Source organism: Corallococcus terminator, assembly GCF_049194865.1.
Taxonomy (GTDB): Bacteria; Myxococcota; Myxococcia; order Myxococcales; family Myxococcaceae; genus Myxococcus; species Myxococcus terminator_A.
On record NZ_JBLZWL010000071.1, the window covers coordinates 195,508 to 218,989 of the forward strand.

24 protein-coding genes are annotated in these 23,482 nt (G+C 70.2%); 16 read left to right on the forward strand and 8 right to left on the reverse strand.

The features are described from left to right. Positions 1–6: 6 nt before the first annotated feature. Together ACN469_RS22610 and ACN469_RS22615 are read right to left on the reverse strand one after the other, a co-directional pair. On the reverse strand, positions 7–1,173 hold the full coding sequence (locus tag ACN469_RS22610) for a hypothetical protein (RefSeq protein ID WP_498770813.1): 1,167 nt from the start codon (positions 1,171–1,173) through the stop codon (positions 7–9). Further along, the gene (locus ACN469_RS22615) at positions 1,170–1,574 is read right to left on the reverse strand and encodes a hypothetical protein (RefSeq protein ID WP_498770814.1); all 405 of its coding nucleotides are present in this window, start codon (positions 1,572–1,574) and stop codon (positions 1,170–1,172) included. Before ACN469_RS22615 ends, ACN469_RS22610 begins: the two co-directional genes overlap by 4 nt. A gap of 166 nt (positions 1,575–1,740) precedes the next feature. On the opposite strand from ACN469_RS22615, the gene ACN469_RS22620 reads away from it, so the two are divergent. Both ACN469_RS22620 and ACN469_RS22625 read left to right on the forward strand, forming a co-directional pair. Further along, positions 1,741–2,034: a DUF3817 domain-containing protein gene (locus ACN469_RS22620; protein WP_176433538.1), complete on the forward strand. Its 294-nt coding sequence runs from the start codon at positions 1,741–1,743 to the stop codon at positions 2,032–2,034. A gap of 146 nt (positions 2,035–2,180) precedes the next feature. Beyond that, the gene (locus ACN469_RS22625) at positions 2,181–2,795 is read left to right on the forward strand and encodes a TIGR02265 family protein (RefSeq protein WP_498770815.1); all 615 of its coding nucleotides are present in this window, start codon (positions 2,181–2,183) and stop codon (positions 2,793–2,795) included. 6 nt (positions 2,796–2,801) lie between these two features. Here the strand turns inward: ACN469_RS22625 and amrB are convergent, their stop codons facing one another. Beyond that, positions 2,802–3,608, reverse strand: coding sequence for an AmmeMemoRadiSam system protein B (gene amrB / locus ACN469_RS22630; protein WP_498770816.1), 807 nt, complete (start codon positions 3,606–3,608; stop codon positions 2,802–2,804). A gap of 619 nt (positions 3,609–4,227) precedes the next feature. Between amrB and ACN469_RS22635 the strand changes: the two genes are divergently transcribed. Next, a complete protein-coding gene (locus ACN469_RS22635; RefSeq protein ID WP_498770817.1) occupies positions 4,228–4,782 on the forward strand; it encodes a hypothetical protein in 555 nt (184 codons plus the stop codon). 56 nt (positions 4,783–4,838) lie between these two features. Here the strand turns inward: ACN469_RS22635 and ACN469_RS22640 are convergent, their stop codons facing one another. The 4 genes from ACN469_RS22640 to ACN469_RS22655 form a co-directional block, all read right to left on the reverse strand. Further along, positions 4,839–5,717, reverse strand: a complete 879-nt coding sequence (locus ACN469_RS22640) for a hypothetical protein (RefSeq protein ID WP_498770818.1) — start codon at positions 5,715–5,717, stop codon at positions 4,839–4,841. 43 nt (positions 5,718–5,760) lie between these two features. Next, positions 5,761–6,099 carry a hypothetical protein gene (locus ACN469_RS22645; RefSeq protein ID WP_498770819.1) on the reverse strand — a complete coding sequence of 113 codons (339 nt, stop codon included), beginning with the start codon at positions 6,097–6,099 and terminating at the stop codon, positions 5,761–5,763. 170 nt (positions 6,100–6,269) lie between these two features. Next, positions 6,270–7,160 carry an alpha/beta fold hydrolase gene (locus ACN469_RS22650; protein WP_498770820.1) on the reverse strand — a complete coding sequence of 297 codons (891 nt, stop codon included), beginning with the start codon at positions 7,158–7,160 and terminating at the stop codon, positions 6,270–6,272. Continuing rightward, positions 7,153–7,875, reverse strand: a complete 723-nt coding sequence (locus tag ACN469_RS22655; RefSeq protein ID WP_498770821.1) for a lysophospholipid acyltransferase family protein — start codon at positions 7,873–7,875, stop codon at positions 7,153–7,155. The genes ACN469_RS22650 and ACN469_RS22655 overlap by 8 nt, the downstream gene beginning before the upstream one ends. Before the next feature lie 305 nt (positions 7,876–8,180). Here ACN469_RS22655 and ACN469_RS22660 point away from each other — a divergent pair, with 305 nt between their 5' ends. The 13 genes from ACN469_RS22660 (at position 8,181) to ACN469_RS22720 (ending at position 21,995) form a co-directional block, all read left to right on the forward strand. Then, on the forward strand, positions 8,181–8,696 hold the full coding sequence (locus tag ACN469_RS22660) for a hemerythrin domain-containing protein (RefSeq protein ID WP_498770822.1): 516 nt from the start codon (positions 8,181–8,183) through the stop codon (positions 8,694–8,696). A 193-nt stretch (positions 8,697–8,889) separates the two neighbouring features. Continuing rightward, positions 8,890–9,423, forward strand: coding sequence for a cell wall protein (locus tag ACN469_RS22665; protein WP_163868546.1), 534 nt, complete (start codon positions 8,890–8,892; stop codon positions 9,421–9,423). A gap of 131 nt (positions 9,424–9,554) precedes the next feature. Continuing rightward, positions 9,555–10,439: a tryptophan 2,3-dioxygenase gene (locus tag ACN469_RS22670; protein WP_498770823.1), complete on the forward strand. Its 885-nt coding sequence runs from the start codon at positions 9,555–9,557 to the stop codon at positions 10,437–10,439. 193 nt (positions 10,440–10,632) lie between these two features. Next, positions 10,633–11,760: a hypothetical protein gene (locus ACN469_RS22675; protein ID WP_498770824.1), complete on the forward strand. Its 1,128-nt coding sequence runs from the start codon at positions 10,633–10,635 to the stop codon at positions 11,758–11,760. A 121-nt stretch (positions 11,761–11,881) separates the two neighbouring features. Further along, on the forward strand, positions 11,882–14,755 hold the full coding sequence (locus tag ACN469_RS22680) for a sensor histidine kinase (protein WP_498770825.1): 2,874 nt from the start codon (positions 11,882–11,884) through the stop codon (positions 14,753–14,755). Positions 14,756–14,819: 64 nt separating this feature from the next. Next, entirely contained in the window at positions 14,820–15,866 is a 1,047-nt protein-coding gene (locus ACN469_RS22685; RefSeq protein WP_498770826.1) for an OmpA family protein, read from the forward strand. Positions 15,867–16,001: 135 nt separating this feature from the next. After that, positions 16,002–17,459, forward strand: a complete 1,458-nt coding sequence (locus tag ACN469_RS22690) for an adenylate/guanylate cyclase domain-containing protein (protein WP_498770827.1) — start codon at positions 16,002–16,004, stop codon at positions 17,457–17,459. A 53-nt stretch (positions 17,460–17,512) separates the two neighbouring features. After that, positions 17,513–17,929, forward strand: a complete 417-nt coding sequence (locus ACN469_RS22695; RefSeq protein WP_498770828.1) for a type II secretion system protein GspG — start codon at positions 17,513–17,515, stop codon at positions 17,927–17,929. 167 nt (positions 17,930–18,096) lie between these two features. Further along, positions 18,097–19,443 carry a universal stress protein gene (locus ACN469_RS22700; protein ID WP_498770829.1) on the forward strand — a complete coding sequence of 449 codons (1,347 nt, stop codon included), beginning with the start codon at positions 18,097–18,099 and terminating at the stop codon, positions 19,441–19,443. Between the two features lie 192 nt (positions 19,444–19,635). Further along, positions 19,636–20,223, forward strand: a complete 588-nt coding sequence (locus tag ACN469_RS22705; RefSeq protein WP_498770830.1) for a Fis family transcriptional regulator — start codon at positions 19,636–19,638, stop codon at positions 20,221–20,223. Between the two features lie 106 nt (positions 20,224–20,329). After that, positions 20,330–20,863, forward strand: coding sequence for an O-acetyl-ADP-ribose deacetylase (locus ACN469_RS22710; protein ID WP_498770831.1), 534 nt, complete (start codon positions 20,330–20,332; stop codon positions 20,861–20,863). 54 nt (positions 20,864–20,917) lie between these two features. Continuing rightward, positions 20,918–21,391 (forward strand): hypothetical protein, encoded by a 474-nt coding sequence (locus tag ACN469_RS22715; protein ID WP_498770832.1) that lies wholly within the window; start codon positions 20,918–20,920, stop codon positions 21,389–21,391. Positions 21,392–21,539: 148 nt separating this feature from the next. Next, positions 21,540–21,995, forward strand: a complete 456-nt coding sequence (locus tag ACN469_RS22720; RefSeq protein WP_498770833.1) for a hypothetical protein — start codon at positions 21,540–21,542, stop codon at positions 21,993–21,995. A 449-nt stretch (positions 21,996–22,444) separates the two neighbouring features. On the opposite strand, the gene ACN469_RS22725 is transcribed toward ACN469_RS22720, so the two are convergent. Continuing rightward, positions 22,445–23,104, reverse strand: coding sequence for an SCO family protein (locus tag ACN469_RS22725; RefSeq protein WP_498770834.1), 660 nt, complete (start codon positions 23,102–23,104; stop codon positions 22,445–22,447). Positions 23,105–23,482: the final 378 nt, after the last annotated feature.

Below are 23,482 nucleotides of genomic sequence, written 5' to 3' on the forward strand. Positions count from 1 at the left end.
GCGTCGTCAGGAGCGAGGCGCCGGGAGTGGCTGGAGCAGCGTGGGCAGCTCCGCCAGGTCGAGCACGAGGCTGGGGCGAATCTGGCCGATGGCATCCGCCATGTCCTGGGCCTGGCCCTGTACGCCGATGCCCACGGTGAAGCGCTCGCCCACCATGACGCGGGTGGTGGCCACGACGCTGGCGCGCCGCTGGTCCGTGTTGCCCAGTTTCAACAGTGACTGGGTGGCTTCCAGCTTGAGCTGGAAGCGCTGCGAGGCGACGCCGACGGACAGGCCGACGTCCACCCACTTGTCCATGGACAGCTCCGGGCGCTGGCGCTCCTGGAGCACGCGCACTTGAATGGCGGCCTCGAGGTTGGAGTCCGCGCTGCTCAGCAGCTCTATCGTGGCCGCGCCGAAGCCGCGTTGGATGGCGACGCCGTCGTTGTCGTGCGACTTCAGTCCCGGCGTCACCCAGCGCCCGCCCACGGAGACGAAGAGCGCGCTGGACGCCTGGCGTGTCTCGCGGGTGCAGGCGGGGAGGCCCTGGCGAATCTTCGCGATGCCCGCCTGGCGCGTGGCCTCCATGGCGAGGCGGTAGTCGCCGAGCGCCTTCTCGAAGTCGGCCGGATTCACGAAGTCGCCGGGCAGGGGCTTGTCGGGGAACTCGTAGAGGCTGGGGTCGGAGAGGACGCGGGCGATGCACGCGCTGTAGGCGGAGCCGTAGTTGCTGCGCTCGCCGAGGACGTCCACGGACAGGCCGGCCATGACCGTGGCGAAGCGGCCCTTCTCCGGGACGCCGTCGGGGTAGGGCGTGTCCTGGCCGATGCCGAGGGTGATGGCGGTGTCCTGGAGCAGGCGGGTGACGACGGACGTGTTTCGCGCGGCGACGGCCTCCGAGTAGAGCCGCTCGAAGCCGTCGGTGAGCAGGTAGGGGTTGAGCTGGAGGGCGAAGGAGGCCTGGGTGCCATCCAGCACGGCGCCCACGCCGCGCAGGCTGACCACGAGGGCGGAGGGGTTGGAGGGGTGGACGACTTCGCCGGCGGTGGCGATGTCCAGGCCCGCGGCGGTCTCCGAGCCACCTCGGAGGATGCTGGGGAAGTCCAGCTCCACCGTGCCCGCGTCCGGGGAGCCACCGTCCTGGGCGCTGGCGGTGGCGGCGCAGACGAGGAGCAGCGCGAGGAGCGCTCTCATTCCACCACCGTCCAGGTGAGGGTGATGAAGTCGGCCACGGCGCCCTTCTGGAGGGAGAAGTCGTCCCAGAGGGCTTCCTTCTGGCCTTTCTCGAAGACGAGCGTCGCGCGCTGGAGGAACTGGGCGCCCGCGCCCGTGGGGTCCGCGACGGAGAGCACCGCGCGCACCCAGCCCTGGGCGGCGCCAGGCAGGAAGTCATCGGGCAGGGGGATGGCGACGTCGCCGGAGAAGGTCTCCGCGTAGAGCTGGCGGCGCTCTTGTCCCTGCATCTTCCCGCTGATGACCAGTCGCATGGCGACGGTGTTGAGGGTTCCGGTGGGCCGCTCCAGCACCAGCTTCGCGCCCTTGCGGTCCGCGCGTGGCACCTGGATGGTGGACTCCAGCTTGTCGCTGCCTGACATGGTGCTCCCCCCTCGGGTCATGGTGCCGGGCTTTCCCAGCCTCACCCGGTTCATTCTAGGGGAGGGGATGACGCGGAATGAAGCCGGGCGGGCGGGCGACCGGGTGCGTCACCGTGACGCATGGACGGCGGGGGCCGGGGATGGGAGACAGGAGGGGGAGAGCACCATGCTGAAGACCCCACTTGGACGGTTCCGCGCGGTGGCCCTGCTGGAGGGCCTGTCGTTCGTGTGCCTGTTGTTCATCGCGATGCCGCTGAAGTACGCGGCGGACATGCCGCTGGCGGTGCGGTTCACGGGCATGGCGCACGGGCTGTTGTTCGTGCTGTATCTCTTCGCGTTGATGGAGGCGGCCATCGCGCTGCGCTGGTCCTTCGTGCGCGTGGCGGTGGCGTTCGGCGCGTCGCTGGTGCCCTTCGGCAACTTCCTGCTCGACGCGAAGCTGCGCAAGGAGAGCGCCTAGTCCGCGAGGTGCTTCACCCGACGTGTTGCGTTGGCCGCGCTCCCAATCTCGGAACGAGCCAGGGTGACGCTGACCCTCCAGGAGTTCGCGCGCGCGAGGAAGCTGTGCGACCATTCCGCGCGCTTTTTCGCGGTGGAGGTCGGCTCATGGAACGCGGGACGTGGAACACGCCAGAGGCAGTGCAGCGGGAGCTGGAGTCGCGGCTCGTCCTCGTGCAGTCCTCCGAGCACATTCGTGGCATGCACTTCGCCGCCGTGCTCGACACCGTGCGCTTCCTTGGCGGTGAGCAGGCCGTGAAGCACATCGTCGATGCCGGGGACTTTCCCCCCGACCTGGACCCCACCGAGCTCTACCCCGTCCCGCCCTTCATGCGGCTGTTCTTCGCCTCCGCCAACCTGCTCGCGCCCCAGCTCGGCGGCGTCGAGGAGGCCATGCGCCAGATTGGCGTCCAGGGCACGCTCGCCTTCGTCCGCTCCATGTTCGGCACCGAGGTCCGTCAGCAAGTCGGCGGAGACCCGAAGCTCCTCGTCAATATGCTCCCGGAGGCCTACCGCATGGCCATCGACTTCGGCGAGCTGCAGGTCGAATGGACCGCCGCCCGCGCCGGCCGCATCCACATGCGCCGCATCTTCACCCCTGTCGCCTACAACGAAGGCATGCTCGAGGGCGCCCTCCAGGCCGTCGGCGCCCAGGACATCCGCGTCGAGGGCCGCCAGACGTCGCTGCTCGACAGCGAGTACTCCCTCTCCTGGGACGACTGAACCCGCCTACCGGGAAACACTCCGCGCCGGCGCCTCGAAGACGAAGGCGCCGTACCCCACCACCCCGGCGCGCGCTCCGGCCGCGTCTCCAGAGCTGCGCAGCGCCACCAGCCTGGGCCGCAGCCCCCGCCGCTTCGCCACGCGCAGCAAGCCGTTGATGGCCTCCGCGCCACACGCGCTGCCCGCGTCCAACGGCCCCTCCAGCGCCAGCACCCGCGCCGCCGTCGCGTCGTCCGCGCGCCGCGCCTCCTCGTACGGCAGGTAGTGCGACAGGTCCGAGGTGACGACGAGCAACACGTCCTCGTCCCACAGCGCCTCCAGCACCTGGGCCACCTCCTCCTCGTCCGCGTGGCCCACCACCAGCGGCAGCACCGTGAAGCCCGCCAGCACCCGCTGGAGGAACGGCAGCTGCACCTCCAGCGCATGCTCCGCCTCGTGCACCTCCGTGGAGGCGCTCACCCGCGCCAGCGCCGTCGCCCGTCGCAGCAGGTCCGCGTCCAACCGCACGTCGCCCAGCGGCGTGCACAGCAGGTCCACGTCCGGATACGCCAGCCCTCGCAGCGAGTGGAAGTGACTGGGCCCCAGCAGCAACACGCGTCCGAGCTCCGCGCGACGGTCCCTCAGCGTGGCGTACGCCGCCGCCGCCACCTCGCCTGAATAGACATACCCGGCATGCGGAACGATGAGCGCGGAGGGAAGTCCTTCCCCGGGCCCTCGCGCCTGCTCCAGCCACGTGTCCACCTGCGTGGCCAGCGTGGTGGGACTGGAGGGATAGAAGGAGCCCGCCACCGCGGGCGCGCGCACACGAGGCATGTCCTCCAGCACATCCTTCCGTGGAGCGGCCACACGAACGGGGTTCCGGTGGAATCCTACGGACAGACGGCAACGCGAAGATATGCGAATCATTGCAAGTCTGTTCGCTTGTGGGACGTACGGGTCCCGACTTCGAGCGTCATGCGCGTCATTCCAGGCCCGCTTCGGGTGACAAAGGATTGATTTCACCGGAGGTTTGTCTGGCGTGACGCTTGCTACCGGTGTCTTCGTTCCGTGCACTCCTTCCGAGCGGTTCAGGGCCGCTCGGGGCATGGAACCTCGCGCATGGGAGGGCCGGCCGGGGACCTCTGACTCCTCCACCCCGGCCGACCTTCCCGTCCGTGAGCCCGACGCGCGCGCGGCCTCCCGCGTGCTCGCGCCGAGCCCGCCCATGTCTCAGCGATGTCTCATGCGCGGCGTCGCTCGGAGGCCGAATCGGCGCGGTTTCCCTCGGATTCGGGTGCGGGAAGCGGCCTTGGAGCGCGAATTCTCAAGTTGCGCTCATGCGGTACATGACACACGGAGAACGAAAAAAGGATGCGCGCCCGCGTGCATTGACTAGAAGAGGCCGCCGAGCGCCCGGGAATGACCGCGGGCACACGCAACGGAGGGACGCTTCATGAAGGCAAATCAGTGGCAGGCCATGGCCGTAGCGGCCGGGTTGATGGTGTCGACGAGTGCTTTCGCGCAGTCGACGGGTGGGGCTTTCGGCAGCGCCGGGCAGATTGTCGTCAGCTCGGATGCGTCGGCGGACCTGGGTTACACGACGGAGGGCGCGGGGTACGGCTTCTTCCGGCTGGCGCCGAGCGTGGACTACTTCCTGAAGGAGAACCTCTCCATCGGAAGCGGCGTCAACCTGTCCGTGCTGTTCGGCGAAGGCGACACGGTGGCGGCCTTCGGCCTCAACGCGCGAGTGGGCTACAACATCCCGTTCTCGGAGAAGCTGTCTTTCTGGCCCAAGGCCATCGTGACGCTGTTCGTGGGCGACAACATCCTGTCGCTCCCCGACGGCACGGGCTCGGCTTCCACCGTCATCCTGGAGGGCTACGCGCCCGTGCTGTACCACGTGACGTCCCACTTCTTCGTGGGCGCCGGTCCTCGCCTGGCCATTGGCCTGGGTGATGACGTGGACGTGACGTTCAGCGTCGGCACCACGGTGGGCGGTTACTTCTAGAGTCTGTTTCCCTGGCGCGCGGCGGGCCGTGTTTCCGCCGCGTGCCGGGGTGTTCGTCAGGGCAGGGTGAGGCGACTGACGCCCCCGCTCGGACGCGTCAGGGACAGCATCCGCGTCTCCTCCACCCAGCCCTCCGCCGACGGTGCGCTCCCCTCGTGGATGAGCCTCAGGCCCAGGTGCAGCGAGCGCGAGCCGGTGCCGGGCGTGTAGAGCAGCAGCACCGCCGTGGCCTCTTCGACGACCCGGCGTGACACGGGCCTTGGCGTGGAGTCTCCCCGGCCCGTCCGCACCACGCGCCAGTCCTCCAGCTCCCAGCCCACCACGCGGCCGTCACGCAGGTGCACCGACACGTTCGCCCAGACGGTGCCGTCCACGGGGACGCGCACCGGCTCGAGCAGGCGGCGCAGGCTCGTCGCCAGCGCGGCGGGCTCGGGTGTCGCGTCCTCGCGCTGCCCGGCGACCTGACGCGCCTGCGCGGGCCGTTCGGTGGAGAAGGACGCGCCCGGCTCCAGGGCCCACGAGGACGCCTCGCGCCGCAGCCGCAGCACCACCTCGCCCGCGGAGTGATGGGTGGTGGACATCAGCGCGCGAGCGACTGTTCGCTGGAGGTCTTCGCGGTCGACGGCGCGTCCGGCCCGTCCGCCGCGCTTCAGCGACTGGTAGCCCACCAGCGTGAGGGCCCCGCGCTCCGCCCAGAAGGTGAACTCCAGACGCGAGCCGACGTCCCGCACGCCCCCGGCCAGCGCCGCCACCTGCCGAGCCACCTGGCGCGCTTCCTGACGTCGGGCTTCCTCGTGCTCGAAGGGCTCACTGCCTCCGGGACGTCCCGAGCCACCCGTGCCTCGGTGGGTGCACGCGAGGCCCGTCGTCAGGAGCATGAGCGCCACGGTCCGAGCGCACACCCGGAGTCCTCGGTGAAAGGGCAGCATGGACATGGGTTCCCCCTCCGAGCGACAGCGCCGCCCGGCAGGCCTGGCCTCACGCGGGACACGCGGGCCGATACGGTATTCTTGAGAGGGAAAGACGCGCGCGGCGGTGGATTCCTGAGCGCCCGGGACTCGCGGACGGGACGTGTGTCCATTCACCCACGCTCGGGTTGCCCGGCGCGCCAGGGTCGAGACTCACCGCACCCTCGCGGATGCCGTAGAGCAGCTGGAGCTCGAACGCGTCGCGCGGCGGGCTCCAGGGTCCATTCATCCGCTCATCGCGCGTGGCGAGGCCGTGAAATACGCCGCTGTCGAGCAGCACCTTCATGCACCGCGCGAAGCTGGCATCCACGTCTGACTTGTCTGGAAAGGCGATGTCCGGCCCCTCCATTCAGGCGCCCTTGCACGGTCGGAGGCGCACCCGCTCGGCGCACAGCGCGCGAGCGTTTGCTTCCGTGCGGCGAAGGCAGCGCTGGATGGAGCACCGCGCCCACGTGCCGCTCACCGTGCCCCGTGTGCGGCGCGCGGACGATGTCCCGCGTCACCGCGCGGTGGTGTCGCTCATGAAGTGAGTCCCGGTGGTGGCCCCGCGCCGTGCTCCTGAAGGAACGCGCCGACCGCGGCGTTGAAGGCATCTGGATGACTCATGTACGGCAGGTGGCTGGCGTCGCGCAGCAGCTCCAGCCGGGCGCCGGGGATGTGCTCGGCCACGTCGCGCGCGGCGCGGGGCGGCACCAGCACGTCCCTTCCTCCTTGGATGACGAGCGTGGGCACTCGCAGCTGGTGGAGCCGGGGATGGAAGTCCGCGGCCAGCACGTCGCGCAGCCGGCGCAGCAATTCGACGGGGGTCAGCCGCCGCGCCTCGCGCACGATTTCCGCGCGCCCCTCGGGCGGCAGCCTCGCGCCTCCGAGCACCCGCGCCACCGTGGGGGCGAAGACATACGCCAGCGGGCGCGGCGTGCGCACCAGCGTGGACAGCGTCACCGCCAGCCGCCTCACCCGGCGCACGCTGGCCACCGGCGACACCAGCACCAGCGCCTTCACCCGCTCCGGGTGCGCCAGCGCGAAGGCGATGGACAGCAGGCTGCCATAGGAGGACCCCACCAGCGCGAAGCGCTCCGGCAGCCGTGCCTCGGGGTGATTCAGCACCGCCAGGTTCCATTGCAGTGGAGTGTGCGTGGCGGGCGTGTGCAGCGGCGGCGTCCACAGCAGCAGGCGGAACCGCCCAGCCAGCGGCTCCATGGGCGCGAAGGAACGCCCACTGGCGCCCAGCCCCGGAAGACACACCACGGTGCGGGCTATGTCGGTGGCGCCGTCGGGAAAGGTGAACAGCCGCGCCAAGGTGCCCTTCACCTCGCGCTCCTCGCAGCGCAAGTGCGCGTAGCCGGAGGGAATGTCCTCCACGTCGGGGACTCGCGAGGGCGCGGGAGTCCGCGACGGCGTCTCAAGCATGGCGGGCCCTGACCAGCAGCCGGTGCACGCTGGTGGCCACCCTGTCGCGGAACGCGCGCAGGCGCGAATCGGAGGCCCCCGAGGGCGGCGGTGTGTGGGGACTGCCCAGCGCGAAGGTGAGCCGCACCGGAAACGGCAGCGGCCCCAGCCCCACCAGCAGCGGCACGCGGTACTTGTCCCCATTCGTGAGGTGCAGCCCCAGCCGGGCCTCACCCGGTGGGAAGAGGAACGTGTCGTCCACGCCGAACCCTCCGAAGGGCACCACCGGCACCCCCGCATGCGAGGCCACCCGCGCGAAGCCCAGCGCCTGCTCCCAGCGCAGTTGATAGCGCCCGCGCGGACGCTTGAAGACCTCGCGCGCGCCTCCGGGGTAACAGACGACCAGCGCCCCGGCGCGCAACACCTCCAGCGCGTTGTCCTGGGTGCCCTCCACACCGCCCAGCCACGGCAACACCGTGCGGACCACCGGGATGCGGAAGAAGCCTCGCTCCGCCAATCCCACCACTGGACGCCCGGTGGCCTGGTTCAAGAGGTGGAAGAAGGCGGGCGTCTCGTAACCCCACACGCCGTGATTGCCCACCAGCAACACGGGGCCGCTCCTCGGCAGGTGCTCGACGCCCACCAGTCGGGCCCGATGGTAGAGCGCGGACAGCGCCGCGCCCCGTTCGGCGAGGTGGAACACGGCCCTGCGCACGGTGACGAGCGGAGCTTCCACGAGGAGACATGATGGAGACGCCACCCCCCATCGCCAGCCAACACGAGCGGCCAGCCAGGCCCCCGCTCCCGGAGTCCCGGTCATTGCAAACCCACGCACCGTGCCCGGGGGGATGGGCCCTGCCCACCCCGGAGGTTGCTTTGAGTAGGCAACGCTTCCGGGCCCACCCCCATGGGCTTTCAGTCGCCAGTCGAGGCACGCTGTGCGGGTCGTTGTTTCAGCCCGCCGAACGTTCGCTCGACCTGTCGTTTGAGTTTCAATAATGTGAGGGTGAAGCGCAGCTTTGGTTGTCTGCCTGCTGAACCATGCAGATGGTTGAGGGCATGGGAGGCCCGTTCGACATCCTCGTGGAGGAGCACCGCGAGCTGGAGGAGCGCTTCGAGCGGCTCGTCTCCGGCGCGGAAGAAGAGGAGCCCTTGAGCGCCCAGCACGAGCTGTTGGAGCTGCTGCGGCTGCACACCTGGCTGGAGGAGCGCTGTCTGCAACCGCTGGTGGCCCGGGTGGAAGGGCGGGCTCGTGCCCGGCAGCAGGCCGAGGATCATCTGGCCATGCGCGAGCTGATGGATGAGTTGGAGGAATTGTCCCCCGGCGACACCGAATGGCAGGCCCGGCTCTACGCGCTCGAGGATCTGACCGTCGCGCATTTCCAAGAAGAAGAGAGCGCGTTGTTGCCCAGACTCACCACCGCGTTGGACCCGCGCGAGCAGCAACAGCTGCGCGCGGAGCTGACGCTGGCTCGTGAGGAGCTGCGCGCCCTGGCCTCGGGGCCCTTTGTTTCGGGCTCCGCCCCCCTGCTGGAAGACCTCCGCTGGGACGGCTGAGCGCCGTTCCCGCCCCACTGGAATGGGACCCGACCTGGGACGGCGGGGGGGGTGATACGTCCGTCAGTCACACCTTTTATCGCTTCCTTTAGACAAATCCCAAATTGGAAGGTATGGGTATGAGCAGCATCACAAATCAACTCCCCCTTCCAGACCTTCAACAACCAGACTAGCCAAGACGAGGATTGAACGAATGTCCGTGGATAAAGCGTTTCGGGACATGATCCGTAACGAAATCGAGGTCCAGCTCAAGCCGCTGCGCGACGTGGTCTCCCGCCTGGAGTCCGGGACGGCGGATCTGGATGCACTGCGCAACGTGGCGGAGCGACTGGCCCCCCTGGCCGAGGTCGTGGGCCCCCTGTTCGGCGCCCAGGTCGCGGCGGCGAAGCCGGGCCGCAAGGCCGTCGGTCGTCCTCCCGCGGCGGCGCGTGGCGCGGTGAGCGCGGCGGCGTCGGTGTCGGCGGGTGGCAAGCGTCGCGGCCGTAAGCCGTCGGCGTCGGCGGATGGCTCGCGCGAGTGCGCCATCGTCGACTGCGGCAAGCCCAGCCGGACCAAGGGCTACTGCGCCGCGCACTACCAGAAGCTGCGGATGCTGGAGAAGACCAACCGCCGCCCGTCGGCGTGGGTCGACTACGCGCCCGCGAACAGCGTGGAGGACATCAAGCTGCCGCGTGGTCGCGCCGCGTCGAAGGCCCTGGCCGCCGCCGCCCAAGCAGCGAACGGTTAATCAGCGGCACGTTTGGCCCCGGCCCGGGCAGACAGTGACCACACCTCCGTCAACCGTGCTCCCTGGCAGGGAGAGGGTTCGGGGGCAGCCCGTACGGGAAGTCTTGCCCGCGGGGGCTTGCAGGGGCATGAATGCCCGGGCCCATGAACAAACGCGACTTGGAGCCTGGAATCATCACCGACCTGGCCGGAAGGACCACGTATGGTGATTACCTACAGCTCGACCGGCTGCTGACGGCGCAGGTTCCGCGCTCGCAGCCACCGCATCACGACGAGCTGCTCTTCATCATCCAGCACCAGACGAGCGAGCTGTGGATGAAGCTGCTCATCCACGAGCTGAGCGCGTGTATCCGCTATGTGCAGGCGGACCGCCTGGAGCCCTCGTTCAAGATTTTCGCGCGAGTGGGGAACATCCAACGGATGCTCTTCGAGCAGTGGAGCGTGCTGGAGACGCTCACGCCGAACGAGTACCTGGAGTTCCGCGACGCGCTCGGGCCCGCGTCTGGCTTCCAGAGCTGGCAGTACCGCGCGGTGGAGTTCCTCCTGGGCAACAAGGACTCCAATGCCCTGGGTCCCTTCCGCCACCAACCGGAGGTGCATGGGGAGCTGGAGCGGCTGTTGGAGTCTCCCAGCCTCTATGACGAGTTCCTGCGCCATCTGTCGCGCTCGGGGCATGCGATTCCGGAGGACCATGCCCAGCGCGACTGGCGGCAGCCGTACGTGAAGAGCCCGGCGGTGGTGGAGGTGTTCCGTCGCATCTACGAGGACCCCCACGCGCACTGGGACGCGTACGAGATGTGCGAGAAGCTGGTGGACACCGAGGAGCGGTTCCAGTTGTGGCGCTACCGTCACATGATGACGGTGATGCGAATCATCGGCTTCAAGCAGGGCACCGGAGGCTCCTCCGGGGTGTCCTTCCTTCGCAAGGCCTTGGATTTACGCTTCTTCCCAGAGCTGTGGGATGTGCGCACGGAGCTTTTGCCCCCGGGTGCCCGGGCTCATAAGCCGTCCCCGTGAGCGCGCTGCCCGCCCTCATGGCAGGCGTTGCGCCCCAGTCTTGACGCGCGGCCAATTGAGAGGAATGGGCGGGGCCTGTCGGTGACAGGCTTCGTCGAGTGAAACATCGACAATGTGACGGGGTGGACAGATGGGTGTCGGAAGCCACCCTGTCCTCCTGGTGTGGGGGAGGCGCGCTAGGCTTGCGCGCACCATGGCTGCCTCGGCTCCCCTGCTCTTCGAGAAGGCCCACGTCCTGTGCTACCGCACCTTCGACATCGCGGAGGAGATCAACCTCGAGCGCGCGCGCAAGGCCGTGTCGGAGGACACCCGCCGCCTCAAGCTGTCGCGCGAGAATGGCCAGTACCTCCAGCTGCCCAATCCGCCGCTGGCGTATGAGCTGGGGCGCCGGCCGCTGGCGCTGAAGGACGGGCCCGTCACGGTGGATGCCACCGCGCGCCTGTTCGACCATGGCGCCGCGTCCATCATCCTGCGCGTGCCGGTGGTGCCGGGCACGTCGCTGGAGCAGCTCACCCGCGTGGCGGACGAGCTGTATGACAGCCAGGCGCTGGAGGACCTGGCGTTGGATTTGGTGGAGGGCGTGCGCAACACCATCGCCTCCGCGGTGCAGGAGCCGCACCTGTGGGACCAGAACGAGAGCTACACCGTCATCTTCGCGGAGAGCATCCAGGGCAACCCGTCCGCGGAGGACCTGCTGGAGCTGGAAGGGGCGGACCTGGCGCGGCTGCTGTTGGGGGAGAACGGCCAGACGCCGCTGTCGCGCCGCGAGAGTGAAGCCGTCACGCAGATGCGCTTCAGCTACACGGTGAACGACCTGGTCGTCATCGACTGGAACAGCGCCTTCGTCTACGAGCCCTCGGGCTCCGGGGACATCCCGGACCTGCTCGAAATCGCCAACGCGCAACTGTTGGAATTCCGTTACTACGACGAGCGGCTGGACGAGCACATCGCCCGCATCCACGACGAGGTGCAGGCCAAGCGCCACGGGTGGACGCGGCTGTTCCGCAGTCCGTACCGCACGCTGACGCGGCAGACGCTCACCACGCTGGTGGACCTCAACGAGTTCATCGAGCGCGTGGACAACAGCCTGAAAATCATCGGCGACTTCTACCTGGCCAAGGTCTACGAGGGCGCGGTGCGCCGCATGCGCATCTCCGCCTGGCAGGGCTCCGTCACTCGCAAGCAGCAGCTGCTCGCCCAGACGTATGGCCTGCTCAAGGGCGACGTGGACATCGACCGCTCCCATACGCTGGAGGCCGTCATCGTCCTGCTCATCGTCCTCGAGATTTTCTTCGCGTTCTTCAATGTGTTCGCTCACTGAAAGGTGAGGCCCCCCCTGTACCTGGGGACAGGGGTCCCTGGGTTTCGCGGCCTCGCCCGACATGGGACACTGACGCTTCGCGACAGGCCCCAGTGGGCCCGGACCGGGGGGACGTGTGGGCATGAAGGTGCCCGAGAGCAACCTGGCGGCGACGGACCGCGTGACGCGGACCCTGGAGCGGCTGTCGGGGGCGCCGCCGGTGCGGGCGGTGCTGGAGGCATTGCTGCGCGAGGCCGCGGCGGCCCTCGCTGTATCTGGCGTCTTCATCTGTTGGCGGGAGGACGAAAGCGTCCCTCGCACGCTGGCCACGCCGGAGCTGCCGGGTGACGCGGTGGAGGCCTGCGGCCAGCGCCTGCTGGCGGGCACACGCGACATCGACGGGGCCCTGCTGCCGTACCTGGCGGTGGACCTGGAGCGGGATGCGCTGCTCTCGGGGGCACCGGAGGCGCGGCGGAAGCTGGGCGCGGTGGGCCTCGTCGCGCTGCCCTTGTCCGCCTCCGTGGCCCACGGTGTCATCGGCGTGCTGGGCGCCGTGCTGGGCGAGGGGCGGGTGCCCTCGGAGGAGGACCTCCAGCGCCTGGGCCTCTACGCGCGCCTCGCGGGGCTGGCGCTGGAGCGGGAGCAGGCGGTGGAGGGGACGCGGGTGGAGGTGGCTCGGGCCCGCGCGCAGGTGGAGCAGGCGGAGGTGCTGCGGCTGAGCCGCTTCCAGGCGGTGACGGAGGCCTTCGGCCAGACGCTCACCCGCGAGGAGGTGGCCCACGTGGTGTTGGACTTGGGGCTGCCCGCGGTGGACGCGACGGCGGGCATGGTGCACCTGACGCAGGAGGGCGGCGAGGCTGCGGAGCTCATCGCGGCGGTGGGCGTGCCGGACGGGCTCCTGGAGCCCTTGCGCGTGTTGCCCCGCACCGGCGAGGACCTGCCGGGCCAGGACGCGGTGCTCGACGAGGCGCCGGTGTGGATGGAGACGCTGGCGGCGATACAGGCGCGCTACCCGAGGCTCGCGGCGTTGATGGCGGAGGGGCCGCTGCGCGCGCTGGCGCTGGCGCCGCTGTTCGTCGAGGGGCGGGTGTTCGGCACGCTGGCCTTCGGCTTCGAGCGGGAGAAGGACTTCACCGCGCTGGAGCGCGCGTCCATCATCGGGCTGTCGCGGCAGTGTGGCCAGGCGCTGGAGCGCGCGCGGCTGTACGAGCGCGAGCACACCGCGAGGTTGGAGGCGGAGGCGCTGGGCACGCGGCTGAGCCTGCTGGCGGACGCGAGCGCGCTGGTGTCCGGCTCGCTGGGCTGGGAGGAGACGGTGTCCGGCGTGGCGCGGCTGGCGCTGGGCCACTTCGCGGACGGGTGCTCGGTGGACTCGTATGACGAGGGCGTGGTGCGGCGGCTGGCGGTGCTGCACGCGGACCCGGAGAAGGCGCAGCGCGTGTTGGAGTTGACCAGCTTCCCGCTGGACTCGGGCCAGCCCTCCACGCTGGCGCGCGTGCTGGCCAGCGGGCAATCCCGCATGGAGACCCGCAGGACGCGCGTGCCCTCCGCGACGGGAGGCGCTCCGACGTGGAGTGCCTGCACGCTGCTGCTGACGCCGCTCGTCGCCCGGCAGCGCACGCTGGGCGCGCTGACCTTCGTGCGGGACGCGGGGCGGGCGCCCTTCAATGCGACGGACCTGTCGCTGGCGGAGGAGCTGGCGCGGCGCGCGGCGCTGGCCATGGACAACGCGCGGCTGTTCCGCGCCGCGCGCGCGGCCGAGGAAGAGAGCCGGCGCGGCGCCGCGCGGCTGCATGTGCTGGTGCAGGTCAGCCAGCTCATCGCCGAGGCGGGGTTGGACCTGCCCACCGTGCTGGACGTGCTGGCGAGCAAGGTGTCCGAGGCGCTGGGCGGCGGGTGTGTGTTGCAGTTGCTCGCCGAGGACCGGGAGCATTTGGAGTTGGTGGCGGCGCACCACCCGGACCCCGACGCGCGCGGCGTGCTGGAGTCGTCGCTGCGGATGAACCCCGCGCGCGTGGGGGAAGGACTGTCGGGCCGCGTGGTGGCCACGGGGAAGACGCTCTTCGTGCCCCGGCTGAGCGCGGAGGAGCTGCTCGGGGACCCTTCCCCCGAGGGTGTCACCTTCCTCAAGCACTACGGGCCGCAGAGCCTCATCATCGTCCCGCTGGGCGCGCGGGGCCGGGTGCTGGGCACGCTGGGTGTCATCCGCGAGGCGCGCGGGCGCGAGTACACGGCGGAGGAGCGCGCGCTCCTGGAGAGCCTGGCCGCGCGGGCCGCGTTGGCCATCGAGGACGCGCGGCTGTACGGCGCGGCGACGCAGGCGGTGAAGGCTCGCGACGAGCTGCTGTCGGTGGCGGGGCACGAGCTGAAGTCGCCGCTCAACGCCCTCCAGCTCCAGATTCACCTGCTGGCGCGGATGGCGAAGGACGCGATGGCGGCCAGCGGCCTCGCCGAGCGCGCGGAGAAGGCGGCGCGCGCGGGGCAGCGGCTGGGGTTGCTCATCGACGACCTGCTGGACGTGTCGCGCATCAGCGCGGGCCGGTTGACGCTCAACCGCGAGGAGCTGGACCTGGCGGCGCTGACGCGCGAGCTGGTGTCGCGCATGTCCGAGGAGCTGGTGCGCGCGGGCAGCGAGGTGCTGCTGCTGGCGGACGAGGAGGTGGTGGGGCAGTGGGACAAGCTGCGGCTGGAGCAGGTGTTGGTGAATCTGCTGTCCAACGCGGCGAAGTACGGCGCGGGGCGTCCGGTGACGGTGCAGGTGGAGCAGCGCGGCCAGATGGCGGAGCTGGCCGTGAAGGACGAGGGCATCGGCGTGGCGCTGGAGGACCAGGAGCGCATCTTCGAGCGCTTCGAGCGCTCGGAGTCCGCGCAGCACTTCAAGGGCCTGGGCCTGGGGCTCTGGATTACCAAGCGAATCGTCGAGGCCCACGGCGGCGGCATCCGCGTCCAGAGTCAGCCCGGCAAGGGCTCCACCTTCACCGTGGAGCTGCCCCTGGCCGGCACGCTGCCGACGTGAGCACGTGCTCCCCGTCGGCGACGGACCTGGGGCGTGACACATCACCTGGACAGCGCTTGGCCCCGTGCGCTCTGGTGACGCGGTGATGATGCGTGCCTTGCGCGGCGGAGTCCTGTTCCTCCTGTTGGGAGGGGCGCTCGCTTCAGGATGTGGCCATGCGCCCCAGGCGCGGCCCGCTCCGGACGGCGACGGTGACGGTGTGTCCGACGCCGACGACGCGTGCCCCCTCATCCACGGGCCCGTCACCACGCGAGGCTGCCCCATCAAGGACACCGACGGCGACGGCCTGGACGACTCCGTCGACAAGTGTCCGCGCCACGCGGGCCCCGCCTTCCGTGAGGGCTGTCCCGCCCGCGACTTCGACGACGACGGCGTGGAGGACTCGAAGGACGCCTGCCCCCGCGAGTCCGGCCTGCTGGAGCGCAAGGGCTGTCCCATCGTCGACCCGGACCGGGACGGCGTGGAGGGGGCCGCGGACGCCTGTCCCGAGGAGTCCGGCCCCGTGGAGCGACAGGGCTGCCCGGAGAAGGACGAGGATGGCGACGGAGTTCCGGACGAGGACGACGCCTGTCCTCGCGACGAGGGCGTGCCCCACCTGCGCGGGTGCCCCGAGCGGGACAGGGATGGCGACGGCCAGGCCGACCACCGGGACAACTGCCCCACCACGTACGGCCCGGGGGCGAACCAGGGCTGCCCGGCCCAGGACAAGCAGCGCGTCGTCCTCCTCCGCGACAAGCTGGAGCTGCAAGAGCGCATCACCTTCGAGAGCCAGACGGCGAAGCTCCAGGCCAGCTCCCACGCGCTGCTGGACAACGTGGCCCGGGTGCTGCTCGCGCACCCGGAGCTGACGCGCGTCATCGTCGAGGGACACACCGATGCCTGGGACGACGAGACGACGGGGCGCGCGGTGACGCAGGCGCGCGCGGAGTCCGTGGTCGCCTACCTGGAAGGGCAGGGCGTGCCGAAGGAGCGACTGGAGGCGCAGGGGATGGGGGCCGACAAGCCACTCGAGTCGAGCGGGACGTCGCTCGGTCGCACGGCCAACCGCCGCGTGGAGTTCACCTTCCCGCCGCCTCCCCCTCGGAAGTCCTCCCGGCCCGCACCCCGGTGATGACCCGGGGCCGCACCGTGGGGCGGGTCGTGGGCGCCTCGCCTCGTCCAGTCCGTGGAGTCCTCCCGGAGCGTCGGGAGGTGGGATACGCTGCTGGCCGCGTCCAAGGCTCCACCGGACGCCGAGGTGACCCTCATGAGCGCATCCCCCCTCTTTGGTGACCTGCTGCTCAAGCTGGGTATCGTCACGCCCGTGCAGGTGCAGGAAGCCCTGGCCCTCCAGGCGCTCACTGGCCAGCGCGTGGGCGAGGCGCTCATCTCCCTCGGCTACGTCACCCGGGAGCAGATTCAGGACGCGCTGGGAGAGGCGTTGGGGTTGCACCATGACAAGGGGCCCTCGCAGCCCGCCTTGGGCGAGCTGCTGGTGGGGTTGAAGTACGTGACGCTCGCGCAGTTGGAGGAGGCGCTCGCCCGTCAGCGCCGCGACGGGCGCAAGCTGGGCGAAATCCTCGTGGAGCTGGGGCACTGCACGTACAAGCAAATCTACGAGGCGCTCGGCCTGCAGAACCGCATCGCGGGCCGGCAGGAGAACCCGCGGCCCTTCATCGACGGGCGTCGCCGGGTCGTCGTCGTGGATGACAGTCCGCTGGCGTGTGCCTTCGTGCAGGAGGGACTGGTCGCCCTGGGCTACGAGGTCCTCTGCTACCAGGACCCGTTCGAGGCGCTGGAGGGCATGAGCCGGCTGCAGCCCGCCATCGTCCTGAGTGACCTGGAGATGCCCGGGCTGGACGGCGTGGAGCTGTGCCGTCGGCTCAAGGAGGTCCCCACGCGGGGGCTCCCCGTCATCATCCTCACCGCGAATGACCGCGAGGCGGAGCGCGTGCGCGGCCTGCGCGCGGGCGCCGACGACTACGTCAACAAGTCCGCGTCCATGGACGAGCTGGCGGCGCGAATCGAGAGCGTGGTGCGCCGCACCGGCGAGACGGAGCGGATGCGCAAGCTGTTCGCCCGCTACACCTCCGCGGCGGTGGTGGACGAAATCCTCAAGAGCGCGGACGCGGTGGTGCTCACCGGCGAGAAGCGCGAAGCCACGCTGCTGTTCGCGGACATCCGCAACTTCACCGGCCTCGCCGAGAGCCTGCCTCCCGAGCAGGTGGTTGGAGTGCTCAACCAGGTGCTGGGCCGGCTGTCGGACGCGGTGCTCACGTGCGGCGGCACGCTGGACAAGTTCCTCGGCGACGGGCTGATGGCGGTGTTCGGCGCCCCGGTGGCGCGCACGGACGACGCGCTGCGCGCGCTCCAGTGCGCGAAGATGATGATGGACGCGATGACGGACCTGCGCGTGGAGGCGGAGGCCGAGTGGGCCGCCAACGGCCGGGACGGTCACCCGCTGGTGCTGGAGCTGGGCGTGGGCATCAACTCGGGCGTCGTCGTCGCCGGCAACATCGGCAGCACGGTGCGCTCCGAGTACACCTGCATCGGCGACGCGGTGAATGTCGCCGCGCGGCTGTGCGCGCTCGCGGGCCCGGGGGAAATCCTCGTGGGAGAGCGCACCCGCGAGCTGGTGGACGCCAACGAGACGGCCTTCGAGGACCTGCCGCCCGTGCGCTTGAAGGGTAAGCAGCAGCCGGTGCCGCTATTCCGCGCGCTTTAGGCCCGCGTGAAGTCTTCCCCACCCCAGACCGCCGCTGGCGGTAGGGTGGGGGGATGAATCCGTCCGCTGACGACCGCCCTCCGCCCTCCCGTCGCTCACCCGTGCTGTGGGTGGGGTTGGTGTTCGCCCTCGCCCTTGTCTGCGCGGTGTTCGTGGGGGCGCTGACGCGCTCGAAGGCGGTGCACTCGGAGCGGATCCACCAGGATATCGCCGTGCTGGAGGACGCGCTGTCTCGCTTCCACTCGGACGGCAACGTGCTGCCGGAGGAGGCGGACCTGGAGCCCCTGCTGGTGCCCAAGTACCTGCCGTCGCTGCCCTTGGACCCCTGGGGTCGGCACTACCGGTACACGAGCAACGGCGACCAGGTCTTCATCGCGACGTTCGGCAAGAGCGACGACCGGGGCGGCAGCCGCGACGAGCAGGACCACACCAACCACGACGGGCACCCCCGGCCCGAGAAGGCGAAGTAGTCGTCCAGCCGGGCGGTTGGCCGGCTCGGGGCCCGGCGTGCGATGGGCCACGCGCCCCACGTCCCAGGCCAGGCTGACCCCGAGGAGGGGCCCCCCGCCCGGCGGCATCGTGCGCATCTGTCCCGAGGAGGGATGGAGTCCAGGCCATCCCCGCGAGGAGGGCGGCCATGGCCATCGTCTGTGCGAGCCCGCTGATGGCGCGGGAGTCCCGGGAAGTGGAAGTCGCCGCGGCGCTGGCGGCCAGGCTGGGAGAGCCGCTGTTGCTGGTGGGCGTCATGGACGGCGAGCCGCTGACGGAGGCCTCGCGCCTGGAGGCCCAACGGCACCTGGAGTCCCTGGCGGAGCGACTGGAGCTTCCTCCCGGGCGGGTGAGCTGTCGGGTCCGCTCGGACACGGACGCGGTGCTCGCCGACGAGGAGTGTCGGCACTCGCGGTGGGTGGTGGCCGCGGCGGAGGGCTGGCGCACCTCGGCGTGGCGGCGCGCCTCGCTGCCGGAGCGGCTGGCCCGGCATGGCTGCGGCCCGGTGCTGGCGGTGCGTCGCGCGGACGCGCTGGTGGACTGGCTGCGAGGGCGGCGCAGGCTGCTCGTCCTGGTGGGCGTGGATCCGCTGTCCCCCACGGCCGACGCTGCGGTGGCCTTCCTGCGCGAGCTGCGCCGGGTGGGGCCGTGCGACGTGCTGGCGACCTACGTGTGCTCGCCGCTGGAGGAGCGGGAGCGGCTGGGCATCCACACGCCGGTTCACGTCGACCTGCTGGAGCCCAAGGCCCGGGACATGGAGGCGTTGGACCCGGCGGTGGAGACCGTGCTGCTGCGCGAGGTGCGCGAGCAGGTGGGGGACCTCCTGGGCGAGGGTGGCGTGGAGGTGGTGCTGGAGCCCGGCTTCGGGCGGCCGGCGGACCACCTGCTGCACGTGGCGCTCTCGCGGGGCGCGGACCTCGTCGTGGTGGGCATGCGCGCGCGGGGTTCGATGAAGCGGCTGTGGCACGGCTCGGTGTCGGCCGGGGTGCTGCGGCACGCGGAGCAGGCCGTGGTGTGTGTCCCGGACGGGCTGCACGAGCCCCGGCACGCGCAGCCGCCTCGCAGCGTGCTGGTGCCGGTGGACTTCTCCGAGGCGAGCGAGCGCGCCATCTCCCAGGCCCGCTCCCTGGTGGGGCCAGGCGGGCGGGTGCACCTGCTGCACGTGCACCGCAAGCGCCTGGGCGAGACGGGCTATCTGGACCACTACGGCGTGCTGCCGGAGCCTCCGCGCGAGCGCGACGTGACGCTGCGACGGCTGTGGGAGCTGGTGCCTCGCGACGAGGGGGCCCAGGCGCTGCGCTGGAGCGTGGAGGGAGTCACCGGCGAGGACATCGCCCTGGCCATCTGCCAGGCCACGGAGCGCGAGGGCGTGGATCTGGTCTGCCTGGGCACTTCGGGCGGGTCCGCGAGAGCGCCGGACGCGCTGCCCGGAGCGGTGGCTCGGGAGCTGGTGGCGCGCTGCCGCCGGCCCGTCATGGTGGTTCCCGGCTCCTGACGAGGTCCCCGGCTCCTGACGAGGGGACCAGCTTGGGACAGCTTTGAGACAGCAGTCACCCAGGTACACATGAAAGGGTTTTCAGGTGGGTCGCTTCGGTCCCCACCTGCCAGGACACCTGCCCCGTTGAACGGAAGACCCGATGGGGCGCTAGAATCCCCCGCACCACGCATCACAGCAGGGGGTTTGCCGGTGACGCTCAGTGGTTACCGAGAAGAAGAGCTCGTCTGCAATCGGGCCTCGCTCATCATCCATGGCGGGACGGAGGAGGAGCGCCGCAGCTGGGCCCTCGAGGCCGCGCGCAACTTCGACGTGGAGCTGGTGGAGGTGAGACAGGCCACGGACCTGGCCGCGGCGCTTCGCCAGCGCAACGGCGTGTTGTTCATCCCCGACGCCGCCAAGCTCGGGCGCGAGGCGCAGGGGCTCATCCTGCGCTGCCTCCAGATGCAGGAGGAGCGTCCCAAGGTGGTGGTGGGCGTGTCGGGCGCGGCGGAGGCGGCGCTGTCTCGCGGCACGCTGCGGGAGGACCTGCACTACCGGCTGCATCAAGCGCAGGTGGACCTCCAGAAGGACGGCCTGAAGGAGCTCTTGCGGCGGCGCTGGTCGCTGCAGGCGGAGCAGCTCGCGTTGAAGGCCGCCGCCGCGAAGGCCGTCGCGGAGTCGGAGCGCGAGGCCGCCGAGGCCCGTCGCCCCGGCTCGGTGACGCGCACGCTCCCCAAGGCGCGCAAGTCCGTCCCCAGCGCGCGCAAGCCGGCGGCCCGCAACCTGTCGCCTCGCTAGAAGCCGCGTGCACGCTCCTCGCGCGAGGGGCACTGTCCCCTCGCGCCGTCAGTCGAGACGTGAGGGCCCGTCGGCGCTCGGCCCACTCGAGACGCGAGGAGACCCCATGTCGCTGGAGCTCATCCGAGGAGACATCACCCGAGTCGACGCGGACGCCATCGTCAACGCGGCCAACAGCTCGCTCATGGGAGGAGGCGGCGTGGACGGCGCCATCCACCGCGCGGCGGGCCCGGAGCTGGTGGCCGAGTGCCGGCTGCTGCACGGCTGCCCCACCGGCCAGGCGAAGGTGACGCGCGGCTACCGGCTCCCCGCCCGCCACGTCATCCACACCGTGGGCCCTGTCTGGCGCGGCGGCGCCCAGGGCGAAGAGGCGACGCTGGCCCGGTGCTACAAGAGTGTGTTCGCCCGGGTGTCGGAGCTGGGGCTGCGCTCGGTGGCCTTCCCCTCCATCTCCACCGGCATCTACGGCTTCCCGATTGAGAAGGCCGCGCCCTTGGCCCTCCGGGAAATCCAGGCCGCCCTGGCCCGATTGCCACTCCTTGAGAAGGTGACAGTGGTCCTCTTCTCGGAGGCGGATTTGGAGACGTATCAGCGCGCGCTCGCGGCGGCTCAGGGGTCCCCGAGGGGCGAGAATGTGTGAACGAGGAAAACTGGGCTACAGTTTCGCCCACGTCCTTTCTTCGTGGAGCATCACATGTCTCAGGAAAACGCTGCTGGTAAGCCAAAGCGCGGGCTCAAGCGGCCCATCGAGGTGGTCCGCGCCGAGCTTCTGAACGACGCGGACACCAAGAAAATCGCCGCGGCCGTCAACATGAAGCTCGAGGACTACGTGGAGCTGGTCCTGAAGTACGCCCAGGACAAGGACCTGGAGCCCGAGCTGAACATCGTCCCGGATGACGAGCTGCGAAAGAACGGCGTCACCCCGGTGACGTCCGACGAGGCCGCCGACATCATCATCCGAGGGATGAAGGGTGAGCTGCCCGGCTCCGCGCCGGACTTCGACAACTCCAAGTTCGAGCAGAAGGCCACCGGCGGGAATCCCTCGCTGACGACGCCTCCCCCGGCCAACCCCCCGGCTCAGCCGGCGGCCCCGGCGGGTCCCCAGGACGCGGCCGCGCGCCAGGCGATGTTGGATCAAATCAAGCGCGGTGGTGGCGGTCGGGCCTGAGTTCGTACCCCGGTACGGAATGTCGGAGAAAATCCGACGGAAATTCCGGCGGAAACAAATCAGTCGGTCCGCCGAGAATCACTCTGAGTCTTCGCTTCGGCAAAAACTTCCCTCTTCCACTCCCCTTTCGTCTCTCTGAGGTATCGCCATGGGCCTGCTCTCCAAACTGAACCCGTTCAAGCTGATCCAGAAGCCCCTGGAGTTCCTCGGTAAGGCGGCGGAGACGGTCAGCAAGGTTGCCGGTGGTTTCGCGGACATCGGTGGCAAGATCCTCGGCTTCCTGAAGAAGCCGGCCGCCGAGGTGATTGAGCCCATCGCCAACAAGATCAGCGAGCAGGTCAAGAAGATCCCCTTCCTGGGCAAGTTCCTGGCCCCGGTGGTGGAGAACCTGATGAAGCAGGGCGCGACGGCGCTGCTCGGCGAGGGCCCCATCGGCGGCATCGGCGCGCTGGCGAAGGCCACCTCGAAGATCGAGGACGTGGTCAAGGTCGCCGAGACGGTTCGCAAGGGCGCCGACAAGGTCGGAGCGTTCGCGGACAACGTCCTGGGCCAGCAGAACCTGCAGAACATCTTCGCCCAGCGTCAGGCTTCCTTCGTCGAGTAAGCACTCGCGCCTTCCTGGCGCGATGATGCAGCACCGAGGGCCGGCCTTCCGCGAGAGCGGGGTCGGCCCTTCGGCTTTGCGGGGCAGGAGAAGGACACGAGCACCGAGGGCCGGCCTTCCGTGAGAACGGGGTCGGCCCTTCGGCTTTGCGGGGCAGGCGAGGACTGGCGGCGAGCCGCCCTCAAGGGCCGCACCCTGTCGCACCGAAGCAGGCGCCCAGCCAGGGCAGCCCGACACGGGCATGGGTGGTACTTCACCCAGGGCTGATTCTCACACATGAGGCCAAGTCCATACTCAGTGTGTGGATTTGAGGCTGTTTTTCTCAGCTTCCAATCCGATGGATCACGCCGGTGCGAAGCGACGTCCTGATGCCGCGACGCGTCTCTCCAGGAGGGTGTTGTGGACCGGATGGATCATCCCGGCCCGGGAGCCGGGGAGGGCGGGTCGGGTCAGCCCTCTTCGCGGGCGAGCCGCTTCACGTCGCGCAGGAGCCGGTCCGTCGATTCGCTGTCCGCGCTGTCGTAGTACCCGCGAATCTCCCCGCGCGAGTCCACGAGGACGAAGTGGGTGCCGTGGAAGATGGAGAGCAGGTCATCCTCGGCGGAGCCGGGCTCGCGGCCCATGCTGACCTTGAAGCCCTGGACGATGGTTTCCTTGAGCACGTCGTAGTCGCCGGTGAGGAAGCTCCAGCGAGCGAAGTTGGCGCCGTGGAGCTGGCCGTACTCGGTGAGGCGCTCGGGCGTGTCGTACTTCGGGTCGACGGAGAAGGAGACGAGCTGGAGGTTCGTGCCGAAGGAGTCGGTGCTCGCCTGCACCTGGACCATCTTCCGGGTGAAGGCCGGGCACACGGTGGGGCAGCGGGTGAAGATGAAGTTGGCGATGAAGGGGTGGCCTCGGAGCTGGGCGCTGCCGAAGGGCTGGCCGTCATGGCGGGTGAAAGTGAAGTCCGGGAGGGCGCCGAGCTGGGGCAGGGGCTCGCTGCCCGCGCGGTTCAAGTTCACGGCGGCGACCGCGGCGAGGCCCAGCGCGACGATGGCGAGGCCGGCCCAGAAGCCAGGGCGCTGCGTGAGACGGGCCGGGGGGAGCGCGAGAGGGGAATCGGCGGACATGGCCCGGACCTAACGAAAGGGCTGGGAGGGCACAAGCGCGTCGGACGGCGCGGGGTCAACCTGCCTACTCGCGAGGTGTAGCGGGCATCAGGCCGCCCCGAGGGCAGGCGGGCCCTGTGAACGCCGACGGGCCCGTGGCTTGAGGCCTCCAGGGCCGCGTGCTACCCGGGAAGGCCGTGATGATGGGCGAGCGCGCCATATGGGGTCGACGAGCCGCATCCCGCCTTCCGGGGCGAGGGATTCGCTGGCGCATGTCTCTCGCAGGAGGCGCGTCCCGTCTTCCGAGGCGAGGGATGGACGGGCGCATGTCACTCGCTGGAGGCGCGTCCCGTCTTCCGAGGCGAGGGATGGACGGGCGCATGTCACTCGCTGGAGGCG

Bases quoted from the DNA above. Each gene is read 5' to 3' on its own strand.
- ACN469_RS22670 (WP_498770823.1), top strand. From the start codon at position 9,555: ATGCCCGGGCCCATGAACAAACGCGACTTGGAGCCTGGAATCATCACC.
- ACN469_RS22625 (WP_498770815.1), top strand. From the start codon at position 2,181: ATGGAACGCGGGACGTGGAACACGCCAGAGGCAGTGCAGCGGGAGCTG.
- ACN469_RS22715 (WP_498770832.1), top strand. From the start codon at position 20,918: ATGTCTCAGGAAAACGCTGCTGGTAAGCCAAAGCGCGGGCTCAAGCGG.
- ACN469_RS22680 (WP_498770825.1), top strand. From the start codon at position 11,882: ATGAAGGTGCCCGAGAGCAACCTGGCGGCGACGGACCGCGTGACGCGG.
- ACN469_RS22720 (WP_498770833.1), top strand. From the start codon at position 21,540: ATGGGCCTGCTCTCCAAACTGAACCCGTTCAAGCTGATCCAGAAGCCC.
- ACN469_RS22695 (WP_498770828.1), top strand. From the start codon at position 17,513: ATGAATCCGTCCGCTGACGACCGCCCTCCGCCCTCCCGTCGCTCACCC.
- ACN469_RS22700 (WP_498770829.1), top strand. From the start codon at position 18,097: ATGGCCATCGTCTGTGCGAGCCCGCTGATGGCGCGGGAGTCCCGGGAA.
- ACN469_RS22645 (WP_498770819.1), bottom strand. From the start codon at position 6,099: ATGGAGGGGCCGGACATCGCCTTTCCAGACAAGTCAGACGTGGATGCC.
- ACN469_RS22615 (WP_498770814.1), bottom strand. From the start codon at position 1,574: ATGTCAGGCAGCGACAAGCTGGAGTCCACCATCCAGGTGCCACGCGCG.
- ACN469_RS22665 (WP_163868546.1), top strand. From the start codon at position 8,890: ATGTCCGTGGATAAAGCGTTTCGGGACATGATCCGTAACGAAATCGAG.
- ACN469_RS22660 (WP_498770822.1), top strand. From the start codon at position 8,181: ATGCAGATGGTTGAGGGCATGGGAGGCCCGTTCGACATCCTCGTGGAG.
- ACN469_RS22725 (WP_498770834.1), bottom strand. From the start codon at position 23,104: ATGTCCGCCGATTCCCCTCTCGCGCTCCCCCCGGCCCGTCTCACGCAG.
- ACN469_RS22640 (WP_498770818.1), bottom strand. From the start codon at position 5,717: ATGTCCATGCTGCCCTTTCACCGAGGACTCCGGGTGTGCGCTCGGACC.
- ACN469_RS22710 (WP_498770831.1), top strand. From the start codon at position 20,330: ATGTCGCTGGAGCTCATCCGAGGAGACATCACCCGAGTCGACGCGGAC.
- amrB (WP_498770816.1), bottom strand. From the start codon at position 3,608: ATGCCTCGTGTGCGCGCGCCCGCGGTGGCGGGCTCCTTCTATCCCTCC.
- ACN469_RS22620 (WP_176433538.1), top strand. From the start codon at position 1,741: ATGCTGAAGACCCCACTTGGACGGTTCCGCGCGGTGGCCCTGCTGGAG.
- ACN469_RS22610 (WP_498770813.1), bottom strand. From the start codon at position 1,173: ATGAGAGCGCTCCTCGCGCTGCTCCTCGTCTGCGCCGCCACCGCCAGC.
- ACN469_RS22635 (WP_498770817.1), top strand. From the start codon at position 4,228: ATGAAGGCAAATCAGTGGCAGGCCATGGCCGTAGCGGCCGGGTTGATG.
- ACN469_RS22675 (WP_498770824.1), top strand. From the start codon at position 10,633: ATGGCTGCCTCGGCTCCCCTGCTCTTCGAGAAGGCCCACGTCCTGTGC.
- ACN469_RS22690 (WP_498770827.1), top strand. From the start codon at position 16,002: ATGAGCGCATCCCCCCTCTTTGGTGACCTGCTGCTCAAGCTGGGTATC.
- ACN469_RS22650 (WP_498770820.1), bottom strand. From the start codon at position 7,160: ATGCTTGAGACGCCGTCGCGGACTCCCGCGCCCTCGCGAGTCCCCGAC.